Annotated in this window: 14 protein-coding genes; 6 read left to right on the forward strand and 8 right to left on the reverse strand. The window is 64.1% G+C overall.

Annotation, left to right across the window (positions count from 1 at the left end):
* Positions 1-926: 926 nt before the first annotated feature.
* The 3 genes from AS156_RS30785 to AS156_RS30795 all read right to left on the reverse strand — a co-directional run bounded on the left by AS156_RS30785 (position 927) and on the right by AS156_RS30795 (position 4,910).
* A complete protein-coding gene (locus AS156_RS30785; RefSeq protein WP_066512785.1) occupies positions 927-2,378 on the reverse strand; it encodes a trehalose-6-phosphate synthase in 1,452 nt (483 codons plus the stop codon).
* Positions 2,379-2,609: 231 nt separating this feature from the next.
* Entirely contained in the window at positions 2,610-3,416 is an 807-nt protein-coding gene (otsB, locus tag AS156_RS30790) for a trehalose-phosphatase (protein WP_066512786.1), read from the reverse strand.
* Between the two features lie 6 nt (positions 3,417-3,422).
* Positions 3,423-4,910 carry an MFS transporter gene (locus tag AS156_RS30795; RefSeq protein WP_066512788.1) on the reverse strand — a complete coding sequence of 496 codons (1,488 nt, stop codon included), beginning with the start codon at positions 4,908-4,910 and terminating at the stop codon, positions 3,423-3,425.
* Positions 4,911-5,094: 184 nt separating this feature from the next.
* Here AS156_RS30795 and AS156_RS30800 point away from each other — a divergent pair, with 184 nt between their 5' ends.
* Positions 5,095-5,463, forward strand: coding sequence for a DUF3175 domain-containing protein (locus AS156_RS30800; protein WP_082747837.1), 369 nt, complete (start codon positions 5,095-5,097; stop codon positions 5,461-5,463).
* 41 nt (positions 5,464-5,504) lie between these two features.
* On the opposite strand, the gene AS156_RS30805 is transcribed toward AS156_RS30800, so the two are convergent.
* Positions 5,505-7,538: a methyl-accepting chemotaxis protein gene (locus AS156_RS30805; RefSeq protein WP_066512790.1), complete on the reverse strand. Its 2,034-nt coding sequence runs from the start codon at positions 7,536-7,538 to the stop codon at positions 5,505-5,507.
* A 334-nt stretch (positions 7,539-7,872) separates the two neighbouring features.
* Between AS156_RS30805 and exaC the strand changes: the two genes are divergently transcribed.
* The 4 genes from exaC (at position 7,873) to AS156_RS30825 (ending at position 12,842) form a co-directional block, all read left to right on the forward strand.
* Positions 7,873-9,393: an acetaldehyde dehydrogenase ExaC gene (exaC, locus tag AS156_RS30810; RefSeq protein WP_066512794.1), complete on the forward strand. Its 1,521-nt coding sequence runs from the start codon at positions 7,873-7,875 to the stop codon at positions 9,391-9,393.
* Positions 9,394-9,528: 135 nt separating this feature from the next.
* Positions 9,529-9,900: a DUF779 domain-containing protein gene (locus AS156_RS30815; protein WP_066512796.1), complete on the forward strand. Its 372-nt coding sequence runs from the start codon at positions 9,529-9,531 to the stop codon at positions 9,898-9,900.
* Positions 9,901-10,299: 399 nt separating this feature from the next.
* The gene (locus tag AS156_RS30820; RefSeq protein ID WP_066512799.1) at positions 10,300-11,472 is read left to right on the forward strand and encodes an FIST N-terminal domain-containing protein; all 1,173 of its coding nucleotides are present in this window, start codon (positions 10,300-10,302) and stop codon (positions 11,470-11,472) included.
* On the forward strand, positions 11,469-12,842 hold the full coding sequence (locus tag AS156_RS30825) for an ATP-binding response regulator (RefSeq protein ID WP_066512803.1): 1,374 nt from the start codon (positions 11,469-11,471) through the stop codon (positions 12,840-12,842). Before AS156_RS30820 ends, AS156_RS30825 begins: the two co-directional genes overlap by 4 nt.
* Here the strand turns inward: AS156_RS30825 and AS156_RS30830 are convergent.
* The 4 genes from AS156_RS30830 to AS156_RS30845 form a co-directional block, all read right to left on the reverse strand.
* Positions 12,837-13,607: a LuxR C-terminal-related transcriptional regulator gene (locus AS156_RS30830; RefSeq protein WP_245313146.1), complete on the reverse strand. Its 771-nt coding sequence runs from the start codon at positions 13,605-13,607 to the stop codon at positions 12,837-12,839. The genes AS156_RS30825 and AS156_RS30830 overlap by 6 nt on opposite strands.
* Positions 13,608-13,694: 87 nt before the next feature.
* Entirely contained in the window at positions 13,695-14,375 is a 681-nt protein-coding gene (locus tag AS156_RS30835) for a response regulator (protein ID WP_066512809.1), read from the reverse strand.
* Positions 14,376-14,537: 162 nt separating this feature from the next.
* Positions 14,538-15,728, reverse strand: coding sequence for a c-type cytochrome (locus AS156_RS30840; RefSeq protein WP_082747838.1), 1,191 nt, complete (start codon positions 15,726-15,728; stop codon positions 14,538-14,540).
* A gap of 23 nt (positions 15,729-15,751) precedes the next feature.
* Positions 15,752-17,467: a PQQ-dependent dehydrogenase, methanol/ethanol family gene (locus tag AS156_RS30845; protein WP_066512810.1), complete on the reverse strand. Its 1,716-nt coding sequence runs from the start codon at positions 17,465-17,467 to the stop codon at positions 15,752-15,754.
* 406 nt (positions 17,468-17,873) lie between these two features.
* Here AS156_RS30845 and AS156_RS30850 point away from each other — a divergent pair, with 406 nt between their 5' ends.
* A complete protein-coding gene (locus tag AS156_RS30850) occupies positions 17,874-18,359 on the forward strand; it encodes a (2Fe-2S)-binding protein (RefSeq protein ID WP_066512812.1) in 486 nt (161 codons plus the stop codon).
* Positions 18,360-18,423: the final 64 nt, after the last annotated feature.

Here is an 18,423-nt window from a genome sequence, read left to right on the forward strand (position 1 = left end):
GGTGGACGCCGATTGCGTGACTGACGAGCACGTATGAGGCGGACGGCGAAGTCGTGCAGGCCTGACGCCCTAGTGGCAGGTGTCCTGTTGCAAGACGCCATTGCGTCTTGCAACGGCGGTGACAAAAGAGCCCAGTCTCACCGGGGAGAGCCCGTATAAGCCGTAAACCATCGCGCAGGGAAAGCCGGAGTGTTTCCGGTTACACCTGTGGTCCTACCTCCCGTGCTTACTATTTTGCACGGGACCCATGGGTGCGATCGGCACCCGGCTTTCCCTGCGCCCTCTGCTTGAGGAGAGGGCGGAACGAAATGCAAGACTCGGACAATTCGTGTCGCGAGAATGCAGATGTTTGTCTCACCGGCGGCGCAACACACTCAGTGTCGTCCCTGCGAAAGCAGGGACCCATAACCACCGAAGTTCATTCCTGAGCGATGCAGGAACGACGAGTCCCCTTCACAACACAAGCCGCGGAGTATGGGTCCCTGCTTTCGCAGGGACGACGACTGGAGAGAGCCCCACAACTGTCATCGCCCGGCTTGCCGCCTCCGCTAAAGCTTCGGCGTGCCAAGGATTTGTGGCCTCGTCGAAGCCTTGGCGTAGACGGGACCGGGCGATCCAGTACGCCGCGGCCCCTCGGCTCAAGCACAGCCGCCTCTGGAATACTGGATCGCCCGCATGCGCATGGGCGGGTGATGACATCGCGATAGGCTGTTTGATTTGTGAATAGAGGAAGAGCGAGCCGTCATGCTGGCGAGGCCGCAACGCCGCCGCCCCGAAGCACGACACGACCGTTACGCGTCGCGACGGCGTATCCTTCGCAGCACACGCTCCGCGGCGCCCGCGAAGCCGATCCGTAGGGACGACGGCATATCCGTTGCGTCCGCGTCAGCGAGTGTGAGTGCGGCCTGCCGACGACGGCAGGTCGCTCAGTGGTATCGCGCCGCGACATCCGATGCGCGGCGCGGCCACACAGTCGGCGGCTCCGGCAGCACGGTATCGCCCGTATCATGCGTGTTCTGCAGGGCTTCGATGAAGTCGGCGAACCATTGCTGGATGGTGTGGCTGTTGAGTTTCGCCATCATCGCGTCCCAACGCGTCCGCCGTTCGCTCAACGGCATCGCGAGCGCCCAAGCAATCGTACGCGCCATGCCGTCGATGTCGTGCGGATTGACCAGCAGTGCGGCGTCGAGCTCATTGGCGGCGCCGGCGAATTTCGACAGCACCAGCACGCCGGGATCGGCCGGGTTTTGCGCGGCGACATATTCCTTGGCGACGAGGTTCATGCCGTCCTGCAGCGGCGTCACCACGCCGACCTGCGCGGTGCGATAGAGGCCCGCGAGCACGCCCTGGCCAAAACCCTTGTTGAGATAGCGGATCGGCGTCCAGTCCACCTCGCCATGCACGCCGTTGACGTCGGTGACGAGCTTGGCGATCTCGCTCTGCAGATTGCCGTAGGCCTCGATCCCTCCGCGCGAGGGCGTTGCGATCTGCAACAGCGACACCGAACGCCTGAGGTTCGGGTACAGCGTCCACATCTTGTCGAACGCCTTGATGCGATTGCCGAGACCCTTGGAATAATCGAGCCGATCGACGCCGATCGCGAGCTTCTCGCCGTTGAGGCTGCGCCGCAGCCGCGTCACGTCGGGATGCGTCATCGCCTTGGTGGCCTGCTGTGCGAACCGCTCGGGATCGATGCCGATCGGAAACACCGCGGCGCGCGTGCGGCCGGACGACGAGGTAATGATGCCGTCGCGAACCGCAAGGCCGAGGTCGAACCGCACATAGGCCAGGAAGTTCTCGCAATCCTCCCCGGTCTGGAAGCCGATCAGATCATAGGCAAGCATCGCCTCGATCAGCGCACGGTGGTTCGGCACGCCTGAGATCACCGCGCGCGTCGGCCACGGCGTATGCAGGAAGAAGCCGATCGGCTGCGCTACGCCGAGATCGCGCAGCTCGGCGCCGAGCGCGAGGAAATGATAGTCCTGAATCCAGAACACGGAATCGGGCTTGCGGAATCGCAACAGCGCGCGCGCCATGAAGGCGTTCACCTCGCGATAGCTCGCATAGTCGCTCTGCGAGGCGCGAATCAGATCGGCGCGTGAATGCAAAGCGGGCCACAACGCCGAATTGGCGAAACCTTCGTAATAGCCGCCGTAATGCGCCGCCGGCAGGTCGAGCATCGCCAGCGCGCCCGCGCCGAGAGCTTCGACCTCCGCAAAAGGTTCCTTCAGGCTCCCATCGCGGACACGCCCGCTGGAACCAACCCATATTGCCCCTGTCTTTTCCACTACCGGCAATAATGCCGCAGCCAGCCCCCCCGTCATGGGTTCATTGGGTTTACCGCGCGCCACGCGGTTCGAAACGACGACGAGGTTCACCAGGTCCCCTCCTGTTGGTCAACTCGCGTATTAACAACCATTCATCAAGATGGTTCCTGACCAAGGAATCTCCCAATTGAAACCAAATTTCGGCGAAGACAGAGGGAACTCGCAGGAACTCGCGAAAACAAAAATGCGCGCGAGGCATAGCTCGCGACGCAAAAGCACCGCAATCGATTCAAAGGTGCCGAGATGCTGCGATCCGGTTAGGACAGGCCTACAGGCCCTCCGTCACCGATCGAGCAGTTGCGCGAGGAATGCGCGCACATCGCTCGGTGCGCCGAATTGCCCCGCGACGTCGGCGGCGCGGCGGCCCACGGAGAATGAGAGTCCGTCGTAGTCAGGCATGATCGCGAACACGCTGTCGTCGGTAACGTCGTCGCCGATGAAGAACGGACGCCGCCCCTTGAACGGCTCATGCGTCATCAGCTCAAGCACGCCGCTCGCCTTGGTGAAGCCCGCCTGCTTGATCTCGCAGACGCTCTTGCCCGGCAGCACCTCGATCGGAGCGTTCGGCAGATCAGCGCGGATCAGCGACACCGCTTCATAGATCGCCTTCTCCGCATGCGGCGCGAGCCGGTAATGCAGCGCCAGCGAGTACCCCTTGTCCTCGAGCAGGATACCGGGGCTGAGCTTGGCGATCGCAGCAAGACGGCGCTTCAATTCCTTGTCGAGCGGCGGGGCGTGCGCGGCGACCGCCTCGCTATCGGGATGCAGCCGCATCTCGGCACCGTGGCCGCCGATGGCGGGAAACAGATCCGGCGCGAAGATCAGATCGATGTCGTTGAGCGAGCGGCCGCTGACCAGCGCCAGCGCGCCGCCGGTCCGCTCGTGCAACAGCCTCAAGGTCTGCGCCAGTTCCGGCGGCACCCACACCTCGCGCGGCGTCGGCGCGAAATCGAGCAAAGTGCCGTCGATATCGAGCAGCACCGCGGTCTCGCCGAGCGGTGGAATCAACGATGCCGGCGCCTTGTCCGGCGCCGCCTCGTCAGGGGCAATGTCATCATCCACGGGCATTTCGGCTACGTCATGCTTCATCTCATTCTACTCCACAACTGCAAGCGGGCGAGCGACAGATTCGAGCGATTTTCGCTCGGCCGCGACGGCATAACGCCACGCGACGGCCGCGGCCGCGATCATGAGCGCCGCCCCCAGAAGGTAACCGGCAAAGACACTGTTGCGCGATCCGGTATCGATCAGCACGCCGAACAGCGCGGGCCCCACCACCCCGCCGATACCGGTACCGATTGCATAGAACACGGCGATCGCGAGCGCGCGGACCTCGAGCGGAAAGGTCTCGCTGACGGTGAGGTAGGCCGCGCTCGCGGCCGGCGAGGCAAAGAAGAAGATCACCATCCAGGCAATCGTCTGGGTCTGCGCACTGAGCGCGCCGATCGAGAACAGATAGCCGGACAGCGCCAGCAGCATGCCGGACACGCCATAGGTCAGCGTGATCATGGTGCGGCGGCCGAGCGTGTCGAACAGGCGGCCGAGCAGCAACGGCCCGAGGAAATTGCCGGCGGCGAAGGGCAGGATGTACCAGCCGACATCGCTGGCGGGGATCCCGAAGAAGTCGGTCAGCACCAGCGCGAAGGTGAAGAAGATCGCATTGTAGAAGAACGCCTGCGCCGCCATCAGCGCCAGCCCGACCAGCGAGCGTTGCCGATAGGTGGAGAACAATGTGGCTGCGACCTCGCGCAGCGGCGTGTGATCGCGCATCCGGATCTTGATCTTGTCGAAATCGCCGCTCGCCTGCTCGTGGCCGAGGACGGAGGTCTCGATGCCGGCGACGATCCTGTGGGCCTCGTCGGGGCGGCCGTGGATCATCAGCCAGCGCGGGCTTTCGGGAATCCACATCCGCATGAAGAGCACGACGAGGCCGAGCACGGCGCCGGTGAAATAGGCGATCCGCCAGCCGTGATCCGGCGCAAGCACCGCAGGGTCCAGCAGGACGATCGCGCTTGCAGCGCCGATCGCAGCGCCGATCCAGAAACTGCCGTTGATGACGAGGTCGGTCCAGCCGCGATAGCGCGCCGGCACCAGCTCCTGGATGGTCGAATTGATCGCGGTGTATTCGCCGCCGATGCCAGCACCGGTGAGAAAGCGAAACAGCGCATAGCTCGCGACGCTCCACGACAGCGCGGTCGCTGCGGTCGCTGAGAGATAGAGCGCGAGCGTGATGAAGAACAGCTTCTTGCGTCCAATGCGGTCGGTGAGCCAGCCGAAGCCGAGCGCGCCGAGCACCGCGCCGGCGAGGTAGGCGCTGCTGGCAAAACCGACATCGGCATTCGAGAACCGCATCGTCGGGCTGTCCTTCAGCGCGCCCGACAATGCGCCGGCGAGCGTCACCTCCAGCCCGTCAAGGATCCAGGTGATGCCGAGCGCCAGCACCACGCGGGTGTGGAACCCGCTCCAGTGCAGATTGTCGAGACGCAGCGGAATCGAGGTCTCGATGATGCGGTCGTGGTTCTCCGCCGCCGCCGCCGGCGCTTCCGTCGTCGCAGTGCTGAGCTGTGTCTGCTGCAGAGTCATCAAGCCTGGCCAATGAGCAAAACCCTGGAACGAAATGCTCCAAGGTTCACACTCCCAGAATTGCGGCAAACCGGATGCCCGCCACGCAGCGACAACGCACGCGCCGAGCAGGGGTTCCCTCGTCGGATGGCAGGAACGGAACGTGCCGACCCCTGTTGCTCGCCGAGACACCAGGGAGTCCACCATGGCGGCACGCAAGCAGGCCACACGGAACACCGCGCGCAAATCCGGGACACGGAAGACTGGCACGACACGGCGCAAGACCGCAGCACGAAAGACGCCGTCCAACCGCTGGTCACAACGGGTGACGCGAGAGAGCGACGCGCTCGATCTCAAGCGCGGCGTGTTCAAGCAGACCAGCGCGAAGAAGATCGCCGCGTCGTTGAAGCGGTCGGCCGAACAGAGCAAGCGCCGCAAGAGCGGAGCCTATCGATCCGCGCTGTCGATGCTGACCTTCTATATCAACCGCGCTGGCAAGACGCTGCCGCAAGCGCAACGCGCGCGGCTCGAACGCGCCAAAGGCGAACTGAAGCGCCAATTCGGCCGCGACTGATCTCAGTCGTCTCGGCAAAAGCCAGCACGATTGCGATGAGCCTATGCCGCGCGAATGTTCGCCATGAAGCGGTCGAGCTCTTCGCGGAGCCGCGTGCTCTCGACCGACAGCGAGCGGGCCGAGTTCAACACCTCTTCGGAGGCAGCGCCGGTCTCGGTCGCACCGCGATTGACCTGGGTGACGCTGGCGGCGGCCTCCTGCGTACCGACCGCGACGTTCTGTACGCTGCGGGCGATCTCCTGCGTTGCCGAACTCTGCTGCTCGACCGAGCTCGCAATGTTGGTCGCGATACCGGAGATCTGGCCGATGGTGCCGCCGATCTCCTTGATCGCCGCGACCGACTCCTGCGTCGCCGCCTGCATGCCCGAGATATGGCTGGAAATCTCCTCGGTGGCCCGGGCGGTCTGACTCGCCAGCGACTTCACCTCGGATGCGACGACTGCGAAGCCGCGGCCGGCATCGCCCGCGCGTGCGGCCTCGATGGTGGCGTTCAGTGCCAGCAAGTTGGTCTGCTCGGCAATCGCCGTAATCAGCTTGACCACGTCGCCGATCTCCTGCGCGGCGCGCGACAGCTTGCCGATCCGCGCGTCGGTCTGCTCGGCCTGGCGCACGGCAGCATCGGCGATCTGGCTCGACTCCTTGGCGCGCCGGCCGATCTCGTCGACCGAAGCGGAGAGCTCCTCGGTGGCGGACGCGACCGACTGCATGTTGCTGGACGCCTCCTCGGACGCGCCGGCGACCTGGCTGGAAAGATTCTGCGTGGTCTCCGCGGTCCGCGTCAGCGTGCCGGCGGCCGATTCGAGTTGCACGGCGGAGGCCGACACGTTGGAGACGATCGAGCCGACGGCGGCCTCGAATTCGTCGGCGAAGCGGATCAGCTCGCCGCGCCGGGCGGCAGCGCTGGCCTTGTTCTGCGCTTCCTGGGTCGCGGCGTCGCGCTCGGCCTTGGCGATCGCCTGGAGCTTGAACTCCTCCACCGCGCCGGCCATCTCGCCGAGTTCGTCGCGGCGGCCGAGGCCGGGCAGCACGACATCGAAATTGCCCGCCGCGAGCTCACGCATCGCGGCGCACATGGCCGCGATCGGCCGCGAAATCCCCTTGCCGAGCAGGAACGCCCAGGCAAGGCCCAGCACGAAGCCGCCGGCGGCCAGCATCAGGATCAGCCGCTCGGTCTCGCCGATCGTGGCATGCGCTTCGTTCTCGAGCCGCTTCTGGTCAGCGAGCAGATCGGCCTTCATCGCAGCCGAACCCTGGCTGATGGCGGTGGCGGATTCCGTCATCTCGACCGTCAGCTCATCGATGGATTTCGAATTCTCGATCAGCTTCGCGAGCGCTTGCCGGTACTCGTCGAGCAGGCCTGCGACTTCCTTCAGCCCCTGGGTGATCCGCTCGTTCTTCGAGGAGAGCGCACGCAGCGAGTTCTCGACGAACTTCAGCCGCGCCATCGCGCTGGTTGCGACCGACTTGTCGGCATTGACGACGAACATGTTGGCAAGCGCAGTCGCCGCCTGGAACTGGTCGGCGACCTTCTTGGAGCCGAACTGGATCGATTGCAGCTCCGAATCGTCGGCATTGCTCGGGAGATCGTCGAGCTTGTAGCGCATCGAGTTGGCGCTGCGATTGAGATTGTTCTGCGCGGTCAGCGCGCTCTCGTCCTTCAGCTTGATGATCTCAGCAAAGATCTTGGAAAAGGCGCGGAATTCGCGCTCCAGCTTGGTGACCTGATCGAGCCGGGCCGGGTTGGTGGTGCCCTTCATCGCGGCCAGGATGGCGTCCTTCAGGCTGGCCTCGGCGGCGAGCGCCGCCTTGGCGTCGTCCTCCTTGCCGGTGACCACGAAGTAGCGCGCCAGCGAACGGTAGGAGATCAGCTCGCGGTCGATGTTGCGGGCAAGGTCGGCCTCCGCGACGCTCTGGCGGTAGGAGGCGACGCCGGCCGAGACCCGCTCGAAGCCCATATAGGCAAAGCCCATGCTGGCCGCCGACAGCGCCAGGGTCACGGCAAAGCCGAGCATGATCTTGGCGCGGAACCTGAGGGTTGGGAATTTGATCGAACGCGATCGCTTGAGCCCCGACATTCCAACCCTCGTCTTCATTCTGAAAACCGCGCGGTATCCGGCAGCACCCCCGCCCCGGACCCGGAGCGGCAAACTAAGGGAGAAACAATAAGGCTACGTAAATGCACGGAAGAATGGATAGCGGGCGCCGATGCACCCTGGCCCCGTTTCGGCACGATCGTCGGAACCGGCGGCAGGCGGCTCTCGGGGGCCCTGCCGCTCGGCGAGACTGCTCAGGCGTGCACCTACTACCTTGGTCCACGTTGTATTCGACCGTATATATCGCAGTGTCCGATACCGTCCGGACCAAGGCTTGAACGCGCAGAGTCAAGCGCCGGCGATAACGGAGGAAGCGATGTATCAGGAAGCACTTGCGAAGGTGACAGGGACCAAGCTGATCCGCGACAAGTTCGAGAACTTCATCGGCGGAAAGTGGGTCGCTCCGACCAAGGGTCAATATTTCGACAATCCGAGCCCGGTGACGGGCAAGCGGCTGTGCCAGGTGGCGCGGTCGACGTCGGAGGATATCGAGCTCGCGCTCGACGCCGCGCACAAGGCCAGGGACGCCTGGGGCAAGACCTCGGTCACCGAGCGCGCCAGAATCCTCAACAAGATCGCCGACGTCATCGAGACCAATCTCGACTTGCTGGCGATGGTCGAGACGCTCGACAACGGCAAGCCGATCCGAGAAACGACCCACGCCGACATGCCGCTCGCGGTCGATCATTTCCGCTACTTCGCCGGCGTGATCCGCGCGCAGGAAGGCACGATGTCGGAGATCGATCACGACACCGTCGCCTACCACTTCCTCGAGCCGCTCGGCGTGGTCGGGCAGATCATTCCCTGGAACTTCCCGCTGCTGATGGCGACCTGGAAGCTTGCGCCGGCGCTCGCCGCCGGCAATTGCGTCGTCATCAAGCCGGCCGAGCAGACCCCGGTCAGCATCCTGGTGCTGATGGAGCTGCTCGCGGACGTCATCCCGCCTGGTGTCGTCAACGTCGTCAACGGCTTCGGTGTCGAGGCCGGCAAGCCGCTGGCCCAGAGCAAGCGCGTCGCCAAGGTCGCGTTCACCGGCGAGACCACCACCGGCCGGTTGATCATGCAGTACGCCTCCGAGAACATCATCCCGGTGACGCTCGAGCTCGGCGGCAAGTCACCCAACATCTTCTTCGCCGACGTGATGGACGAGGACGACGCCTATTTCGACAAATGCATGGAAGGCTTCGCGATGTTCGCGCTGAACCAGGGCGAGGTCTGCACCTGCCCGAGCCGCGCTCTGGTCGACGCCAAGATCTACGACCGCTTCATGGAGCGTGCGTTGAAGCGCGTCGAAAAGATCAAGCAGGGCCATCCGCTCGATCCCACGACCATGCTCGGCGCGCAGGCCTCGAACGACCAGGTCGAGAAGATTCTGTCTTATTTCGACATCGGCCGGAAGGAAGGTGCCAAGGTCCTCGCCGGCGGCAAACGGGCCAGTCTCGATGGCGAGCTCGCCGAGGGCTATTACATCGAGCCGACGGTGTTCGAAGGCCGCAACAAGATGCGGATCTTCCAGGAGGAGATCTTCGGCCCGGTCGTGTCGGTGACCAAATTCAACGACGAGGAGGAAGCGCTGGCGATCGCCAATGATTCCCTCTACGGCCTCGGCGCCGGCGTCTGGACCCGCAACGGCACCCGCGCCTACCGCTTCGGCCGCGCCATCCAGGCCGGCCGGGTCTGGACCAATTGCTACCACCTCTATCCCGCACATGCGGCGTTCGGTGGTTACAAGCAGTCCGGCATCGGTCGCGAGAACCATCTGAAGATGCTGTCGCACTATCAACAGACCAAGAACATGCTGGTCAGCTACTCGCCGAACGCGCTCGGATTCTTCTGAGCCGGCGGCGAGCACGCGGGCGTGCCCTGTCCTCCCTGGGCACGCCCGCCCACTTCCCGGCCGTTGCGGCGCGCGAATTCAGCGTCCCGCAACGGTCACGACATCACTCCGAACCCAATGAACGGGAGCAGGACGATGGTTGCCCGGGTCGAAGTCACTCCGAAGGCCGAAGAGATGATCGCGCGGCTGAAGGCGCTGCACGGCCCGCTGATGTTTCACCAATCCGGCGGCTGCTGTGACGGCAGCGCGCCGATGTGCTACCCCGCCAACGAATTCCGGGTGGGCGGCCAGGACGTGCATCTCGGCCAGATCGCCGGCTGCGACTTCTATATCGGCGCCGCCCAGTTCGAATACTGGTGCCATACCCAGCTCATCATCGACGTGGTGCCCGGTCGCGGTGCCGGTTTCTCGCTGGAGGCGCCGGAAGGCGTCCGTTTCCTGACCCGTAGCCGGGTGTTCAGCGATGACGAGGTCGCGGAACTCGAGGCGACCGAACGCGCCGCCTGATCGTCCCGCAATACAGGCAAACGGCTCTGCCGGCCCGTGGCATTCCAGACCAGCCGGGGGCGCGCCTCCTACGACCTTGGTCCCCCGCATTCGCGATTGACGGGAAAGCCGGTCCCTTTAATTTAGACTCTTTATAAGTAGCCCCCGGTCGCTGCCCGCGACAGGGAAAACACAGGGAGGCGTCCCATGTCATTGCGTCGGACGGCGCGATTGGCGCTTGCGTCGAACAGACGTGCCGGCAGCTTGGCCGGCCAATGATGCTTCCCTCTACGACACAGTTATCGAACGTCCCGACGGCGCCTCGTTTGCCTCAGGCTTGAGCCACCGTCGCGGTATGTGCGGGCCCACCCGCGCCAACAAGAAAAGAAGAATAAAGAGACCTGGTCTGGGAGAAAGCCCTTGGCGGAGAAGCACGGCAGTGCAGCCGACAGTATTGTCGTGGCGCAGGCAAAGACCGACGGAGCGCGGGAAGCCGCGGACGAGATCGCCCGTCAATTGGCAAGTGCCAAGCTCGCGATGGTCACCGTCTTCGTCTCGCCGTTCTACGACCCCGAAATCTTCATCGCCGAGCTGTCGCGCCGGATGCCCGACACTCCGATCTTTGGCTGCACCACGGCCGGCGAGCTTTCGCCGGGCGGCTGGGACGAGGACAGCGTGGTCGCGATGGGCTTCAACGCCGCGGACTTCGTGATCGCCGCCCGCCCGCTGCTTGATCTCGCGACCTTCCGTGTCGATCGCGGCCGTTCGATCTGCACCGAGCTGCAGCAGGAATTCGCGCAATGCACTGAGCAATGCGACCCCGCTGACGAATCGTTCGGGCTGCTGTTCATCGACGGCATGTGCCAGCGCGAAGAAACCATCATGTCGGCGATCTACGCTTCTCTCGGAGACATCCCGATCGTCGGCGGCTCCGCCGGTGACGGCCTGCGCTTCGAGAAGTCATGGGTCTTCCATAACGGCAAGGCCTACACCGATGCCGCGGTGGTGATCCTGATCAGGACCCGGCTGCCGTTTCGCCTGTTCAAATGCGATCACTTCGAGCCGACCGCGACCAAGATGGTTGTGACCGACGCCGACATCGAGCGGCGGATCGTCAAGGAGATCAACGCCGAGCCCGCCGCGCTGGAATATTCGCGCGCGGTCGGCCTCAGCGACAGCAAGCTCGAACTGTTTTCCTTCGCCGCGCACCCCTTGCTGGTCCGCGTCGGCGGCGCCTACTACGCGCGATCGATCCAGCGCACCAACGCGGACGGGTCATTACAGTTCTTCTGCGCCATCGATGAGGGCATGGTGCTGACGGTGGCGCGCGAGCGCGATCCGATCGACGCCACCAACGAGATGCTGCAGGAGATCACCAATGACCTCGGCGAGATCTCGGTGTTCATCGGCTTCGAATGCGTGCTGCGGCGGCTCGACGTCGAGCAGCATCAACTGTCGCGCGAGATGTCGGAGCTCTATCGCCGCAACAATGTGATTGGCTTTCAGACCTATGGCGAGCAATATCGATCCATGCATGTTAATCAGACGCTGACCGGCGTCGCCATCGGCAAGCGGGCCATTGCTCCGCAATGACCGATACCCGGACCAGCCACATCGCAACGCTCGAGCGCGAGGCCGAGAAGCTGCGCAAGATCAACGCTGCGCTGATGTCACGCGTCGAGCGCTCGACCGACCAGCAGCTTAATGCGTTCTCGCTGTTCGAAACCGCGATTGCGCTCGATCAGCAGGTGCGCGACCGTACCCAGCAGCTCAAGCAGGTGCTGCAGTCCCTGGAAAAGACCAACGGCCGACTGCTGCAGGCGAAACAGCAGGCCGAGGCGGCGAGCTCGCTGAAATCATCGGTGCTTGTCTCCGTCACCCACGATCTGCTGCAGCCGCTGAATGCGGCGCGGCTGACGCTCTCTGCACTGACCGAGATGGTGAGCGAGCCGAAGGGCGTCGTCCTCACCGACCAGATCGACCGCTCGCTGGCGACGCTCGAGGACATGTTGCGCACGCTGCTCGACATTTCCAAGCTCGATGCGGGCGTGCTCAAGCCGGAATTCGGACCGGTCGCGATCGCCTCGCTGTTCGAGCCACTGCAGCAGGAGTTCAGCCCGACCGCCACAAAGCGCAACCTCTCGCTCCGGATCATGCCGTCGTCAGGCGTGGTCCGCTCCGACCCGCTGATGCTACGCCGGATCCTGCAGAACCTGCTCGCCAATGCATTGCGCTACACCCAGCGCGGTAGCGTGCTGATGGGTTGCCGCACGAGAGGCGACAATATCAGCATCGAGGTGCACGACACCGGCCCCGGAATCCCGGAAGCCCAGCGCGAGGCCATCTTTGTCGAGTTCCAGCGCGGCGACGCCAGCGCCGGTGACAAGGCTGGCATTGGGCTCGGCCTCTCGATCGTGCGTCGCTTTGCCAACGTGCTCGGCCACGACATCCGGCTGACGTCGCGCCCGGGCCAGGGCTCGATCTTCTCCGTCACCCTGCCTCGCACTGCCGACCCCGTCGCGATCCCCGCGCGCGAACAGGCCAGCGTCGATTATCGCTATGGCGGCATGGAGGGCGCGAAGATCCTGCTGATCGAGAACGACCTGTCGAGCGCCGAGGGCCTTGCCAGCCTGCTGGAGAAGTGGGGCTGCGACGTCGCGGTGACGATCTCAAAGACCGAAGCGCTCGAACGGATCAGGGCGCTCGATGGAGTACCGGACGCCATCATCGCCGACCTTCACCTCGACAATGGCGAGACCGGGATCGAGGCCGTCGACGTGATCCGCAACGAGATCAAGACCGGCGTTCCGGCAATCATCGTCACCGCCGACCACTCCGCCAAGGCTGCCTCCGACGTGTCGGCCTTCGGCCATGAATTGCTGAAGAAGCCGATCAAGCCCGCGGAGATGCGCTCGCTGCTGTCGTTCCTTCTCGCCGCGGAGCAGCCGGCGACGCGGCTATGAATGGCTGTCGCGCGACGGCGCGGCAATCGGCGCGTGATCATGCTTGCCGAAATCCAGCTTCGACAATGCGATGATGGCCTCGGTGCGGCTTCGCACGTTCAACTTCCGCAGGATCTCCGAGACATGCACCTTTACGGTCGTGACCGAGATATCGAGCTGATAGGCAATGTGCTTGTTCTGCAGGCCGTGGCAGATCATGTCGAGCACACGCAGCTGCTGCGCGGTGAACTGGCCGAGATGCTGGACCAGCTCGCGCGTATCGGCCTGACCTTTCCGGGCGGCGGCGGCATCGCGGAAGCGCGAGGGCAGGCACACGTCCCCTTCGAGGATGCCGCGCAGCAGGCGCGCCAGCTCGGCCTTCGGCGTGGACTTCGGAATGTAGCCGGAGATGCCGAGCGAGATCGCACTGCCGATAATCCGGGAATCGTCATGCGCCGATACGATCACGAGCGCGCTGCGCGGCGCCGCCGCGCGCACCCGATAGGCGCCCAACAGCCCCGTCGTCCCGGGCATCGACAGATCGAGCAGGATCAGGTCGAGGCCGTCGCGCGCGGCGATGACATCCAGCGCGCCGTCGATCGATGTCGCCTGCAGTACCTCGGCATCGGGAAACTCTGCGCCGATCACACCGATCAGCGCGGCACGGAACAGCGGGTGATCCTCGACGATGAGCAGCCGAGGGGCACCCGCATTGCTAACCGGCGGCTCATCCGCCAGGGGCGCGGTCGTGGTCAAAGCTGCGCCGTCCTCTCCCGGATCGCTCATGACAGCCATTATGGCACGACGTTATCTCAAAGCCGCAGGCCAGCCTATAGGTGGAACGTTCAATGCCCTCGCCTTGCAGCGCAGCACCTAGGACGCTTTCTCGGGCTTTGAACCCGCACAGGCTTCAGCGACGGGAAGCGGGATCTTGCCGAGTTCGATGATCGCCTTGTTGCGGCTGAACAGCTTCAGCTTGCGCAGGATCTCGGTGACATGCGCCTTCACCGTGGACTCCGCGAGCTTGAGCTCGGCAGCGATCTCGCGGTTCTGCAAACCGCGGGTGATCAGGTGCAGGACCCGGATCTGCTGCGGCGTGAGCTTCTGGATCCGTTCCTGCAGCGTGCGCGCCGTCTCCGATTGCTCCAAGGCGCCGGCCGCGACGAAGTCCCGCGGCGCCGAGACCGAGCCGCTCAGCACCCGCGCGATCGCCTGCGACAGTTCGCCGAGCGAGGTCGACTTCGGCAGATAGCCGACCGCGCCCATTTCCAGCGCCTCGCGGATCGTGTGCTTGTCCTCCTCGCTCGACACGATGGCGATCGGAAGCCTTGGATAGCGATCCCTGATCTTCTGGAAGCCGGAGAAGCCAACCACGTCGGGCAGCAGCAAATCGAGCAGCGCCAGGTCGATGTTCGGCTCGCTGGCGAGGATGCCGAGCGCGCCCTTGATCGAGGTGGCCTCGTAGATGCGGGCATCCGGGTGCGAGACGCGGATGGCATTGCCAAGTGCCTCACCGAACAATGGGTGATCGTCGATGATCAGGAAGCCCATCATGAGGAGCCTCGTACGTAAGTTGCGGCCGTCGCGCGGCTAATGCGCTATGACATTGGGTTGAACCGTCATCGCGCTTTGGTTTCTTGTCTGAGCATGATCTCCGCGCAAACGCTTTGCGTTTGTCGCGAGGGAAAACCGCTCCACACTTTTCCGGATCATGCTCTAGTTCGACGAGTCGGAGGTCTGCAATGTCTGCAGATAGGCATATACGTTTTTCAGCTCGTCGTCGCTAAAAACGTCCTTCCACGACGGCATCCCCTTCGCGGGCCGCCCCTCATGGACCGTCTTCCAGAAGGTCGCTTCCATGTCCGCGCCGTAGCGCTTCTTCAGCAAGCGCAGGTCGATGCGACGCTCGCTCTGCACCGCGTCCGGGCCATGACAGTGGGCGCAGGTGCCGTTGAAGGTCTCGCGTCCGGCCTTGATATCTCCGGTCGCTGCCGCGGTCTGGACCGGCTTCTCGGTCGTGGTCGCCTGCCCCACCGTGGTGGGTTCACTGACCCCGGTGGACGACGTTGTCCGGTCCGCCTGGCCGAACTTCACCGGCGCGCCGTTCGGAACACCATATTTGGCGAACAGGGCAGCGATCTCGGGCTGCAATGACGGCAGCACGCCGTCGACTTCATCGCGCAATGCGCCGGACGCCTTGGCAAATCCAATCGCGGTCTTCCAGAGCAGGCCGTCGCCCTCGGTCGATACGACCTGATACTTGTCGTCATAGGTGGTCTTGTTGAGCCAACCCGCCACCGGCGCCCAGATGAAGGCGACGTCCACCTTGCCCTGCGCGAGCGCCGCCATGCCCTCGTCCGGGCTCAGCACGGTAACCTTCTGGATGTCGTCGCGCGACGCGAGCAGATTCTGCGGCGCCGATTCATATTGTACCGCGACCCGCAAGCCCTTGAGATCGTCGATGCCGGCGAGCTTGCAGTCCTTGGCGCCGACCAGCGCGTAGCCTTCATGGGCGATCGGCTGCGAGAAGATCACCGCAGGCCCCATGAAATCGTCGACCAGCGGCAGGCCGACCATGGCATCGCATTGCTTGCTGAGCAGCGTCTCGCGAACCGTGCGCTTGCCGAAATAGGACTTGTACCACTTGTAGCTCACGGCACGGCCGAGCTTTTCGGCCACCGCCTGGCCGATCTCGAGATACAGGCCTGGCTTGCCCGGGTCATCGCTCGAGAACGGCAGATTGGTCGGATCGGCGCAGAAGCGCAGCGGCTTGGTCTCTTCGGCGCCGGCCGACACGGCCGGCGCCATCAATAGTGTGGAGAGCAGCACGGCGCGTATCGCCTGCCCCAACCGCGCGTCACGCGACCGCTTGCGCACTTCGTTTCGGGTCATGCTGGACACGGACATGCTGCCTCCGTTCTCGACGATCGTTACTGCACTGCGAAGACGAACAGCGAGCCGCCCTCGGGCGCCGCGGCGGTCATCTTCTTGCCGATGTCACCGAGGAAGGCCGGGATCGACGCCGTGCGCCCGACCACGATCGCGACATACTGCTTGCCGTCGACCGAGTAGGTCACGGGACCGGCGCCGATACCGCTGCCGAGGTTCTTGCTCCACAGCACCTTGCCGTTCTTGGCATCGATGGCGCGGAAGTCGCCGTGCAGATTGCCCGAGAACACCAGATTGCCGGCCGTCGTCAGCGTGCCGCCATTGAAGGGCAGGTCTTCCTTGATACCCCACACCTTCTTGTTGGCGACGGGATCCCAGGCCACGAGCTCGCCGAGGAATCCGCCGGGACCACCCTTGGTCGGGAATTCGGCGCCGAGATAGAACACGCCGCGCTTGTAGTTCACGTCGCTGACCGACCAGTCCATGCAGACATTGTTGGTCGGGATGTAGACGAGACCGGTCCCAGGGTTGTACGACATCGGCTGCCAGTTCTTGCCGCCGATCAGGTTCGGGCAGATGTCCTTCGCGGGATGGCCGGGGCCGGGCCGCTTGTCCGGGTCTTCTTCGGCCCGCATCGTGTTGATGTCCCACTTCTTGGCCCAGTTCGCGAAGACGTACTTCTCGGCCGAGATCACCTTGCCGGTCTCGCGGTTGGCGACGAAGAAGAAGCCGTTGCGGTCCGCCTTCATCAGCACCGGCGTCTCCGCACCCTTGATCTTGAGGTCGGCGAGCAGCAGTTCGTTGACGCCGTCATAATCCCAGGCGTCGGCCGGGGTGCCCTGGATGTGCCATTTGATCTTGCCGGTGTTCGGATCGATCGCGAGCGTGGAGGCCGTGTACAAATTGGTCAGCTTGCCGAAATTGCCGTCGCCGGTGGAACGCACGCCGGTATTCCAGGGCCCCGGATTGCTGGTGCCCCAATAGACCGTGTCGGACTTGGCGTCGTAGGAGCCGACCAGCCAGGCGGCACCGCCGCCATGCAGGCCGGTATCGCCCTTCCAGGTGTCGCTGCCGGGTTCGCCGGGCGCCGGCACGGTATAGGTCTGCCAGAGCAGCTTGCCGTTCTTGAGATCGAACGCCTGCAGCGAGCCGCGGACGCCGTACTCGCCGCCGCCGAAGCCGGTGATGACCTTGTCGCGGACCACGAGCGGCGGCGAGGTGATCACCGAACCCTGCTTGTAGTCGACGACCGTCGAGGTCCACAGCTCCTTGCCGGTCTCGGCATCGAGCGCAGTCAGCTTGCCGTCGAGCCGGCCGACGAAGATCTTGCCGTCGGCATAGGACACGCCGCGATTGTTGACGTCGCAGCAGGCATATTGAAGCACGTCGTCGGGGATGTCGGGCTGCCAGGTCCATTTGCGCGCGCCGGTCGCGGCATCGATCGCATAGACGTATTTCGGCCCCCAGGAGGTCGAGACGTAGAGGGTCTTGCCGATCACGATCGGCGAGGACTCGTTGGAGCGCAGCGAGGCCAGCGACATCGAATAGACCAGCTGCAGCTTGCCGGCATTCTCGGAGTTGATTTGCTTCAAGGGGCTGAAGCGCGTATTGCCGTAGTCGTGGCCCGCAATAGCCCAGCCGTTGGGATCCGACGCCGCCTTCGCGACGGAATCATTCGCTCTCGACGCGCCGATGCTTGCGATCAGCATCGCGACCAGCGACGCGCCGGCAAAGAAAGTCCCGCTCCTCAGCTTCATCTGCTTCCTCCAATATGGTTTCGTTGCCGCGACGGATGCGTCGCGGGCGCGGCTCTCTACCCAATTTGTGAACGCGCGATCTTTCGTCGCTGCATCGGCGACGAAAATGACAGCAACGCTTTTTGGTCGTTATAGGCGGAAGGTAGTAGCCCTTGCGAAGGCCGTTCGTGCCGCATTGCGATCAGCAGTTTTGGCGATCGCACGCGTCGCGAAACGCTCCCGCATCACGCTCACTTCGAGCGCTCGGCGCGCGCTAGCAAATTGCCCATCCCGGGACTGCCTGCTAGGATCGAAACACAGGCCCGGCACCCTCATGACAAGGCCGCGACTACGACTTTGATCGCGGTTACGACCCCCATGAAGCGTGCTCTACTGGGTCAACAAATGAGACCTTTGGGAGGAACGCGTGTCTACAGTCAAACTGACGGTAAACGGCAGGGCGGTCTCGGTCGACGTTGAGGACCGAACCCTCCTCGTGCATGTCTTGCGCGAAAACCTGAACCTGACCGGCACCCATGTCGGCTGCGATACCAGCCAGTGCGGTGCCTGCGTCGTCCACGTCGATGGACGGGCGGTCAAATCCTGCACCATGCTGGCCGGCCAGGCCGCCGGCTCCAACGTCACCACGATCGAAGGCCTCGCCAAGGGCGACGAGCTGCATCCAATGCAGGCCGCCTTCCGCGACAATCACGGCCTTCAGTGCGGCTACTGCACCCCCGGCATGATCATGTCCGCGGTCGACATCGTGCACCGCCATGGTGGCAATCTCGATGAGGAAACCGTCCGCCACGAGCTCGAAGGCAACATCTGCCGCTGCACGGGCTACCACAACATCGTCAAGGCGGTGCTCGATGCAGCCGGCCGCATGAAGGTTGCGCAGGCCGCCGAATAGCGGACCGCGCACAATCAAGCTCATCGCCGCCGGTCTCGATGGAAACGGCGGCAAATCGAAATCT

This window comes from Bradyrhizobium macuxiense (assembly GCF_001542415.1).
Lineage (GTDB): Bacteria > Pseudomonadota > Alphaproteobacteria > Rhizobiales > Xanthobacteraceae > Bradyrhizobium > Bradyrhizobium macuxiense.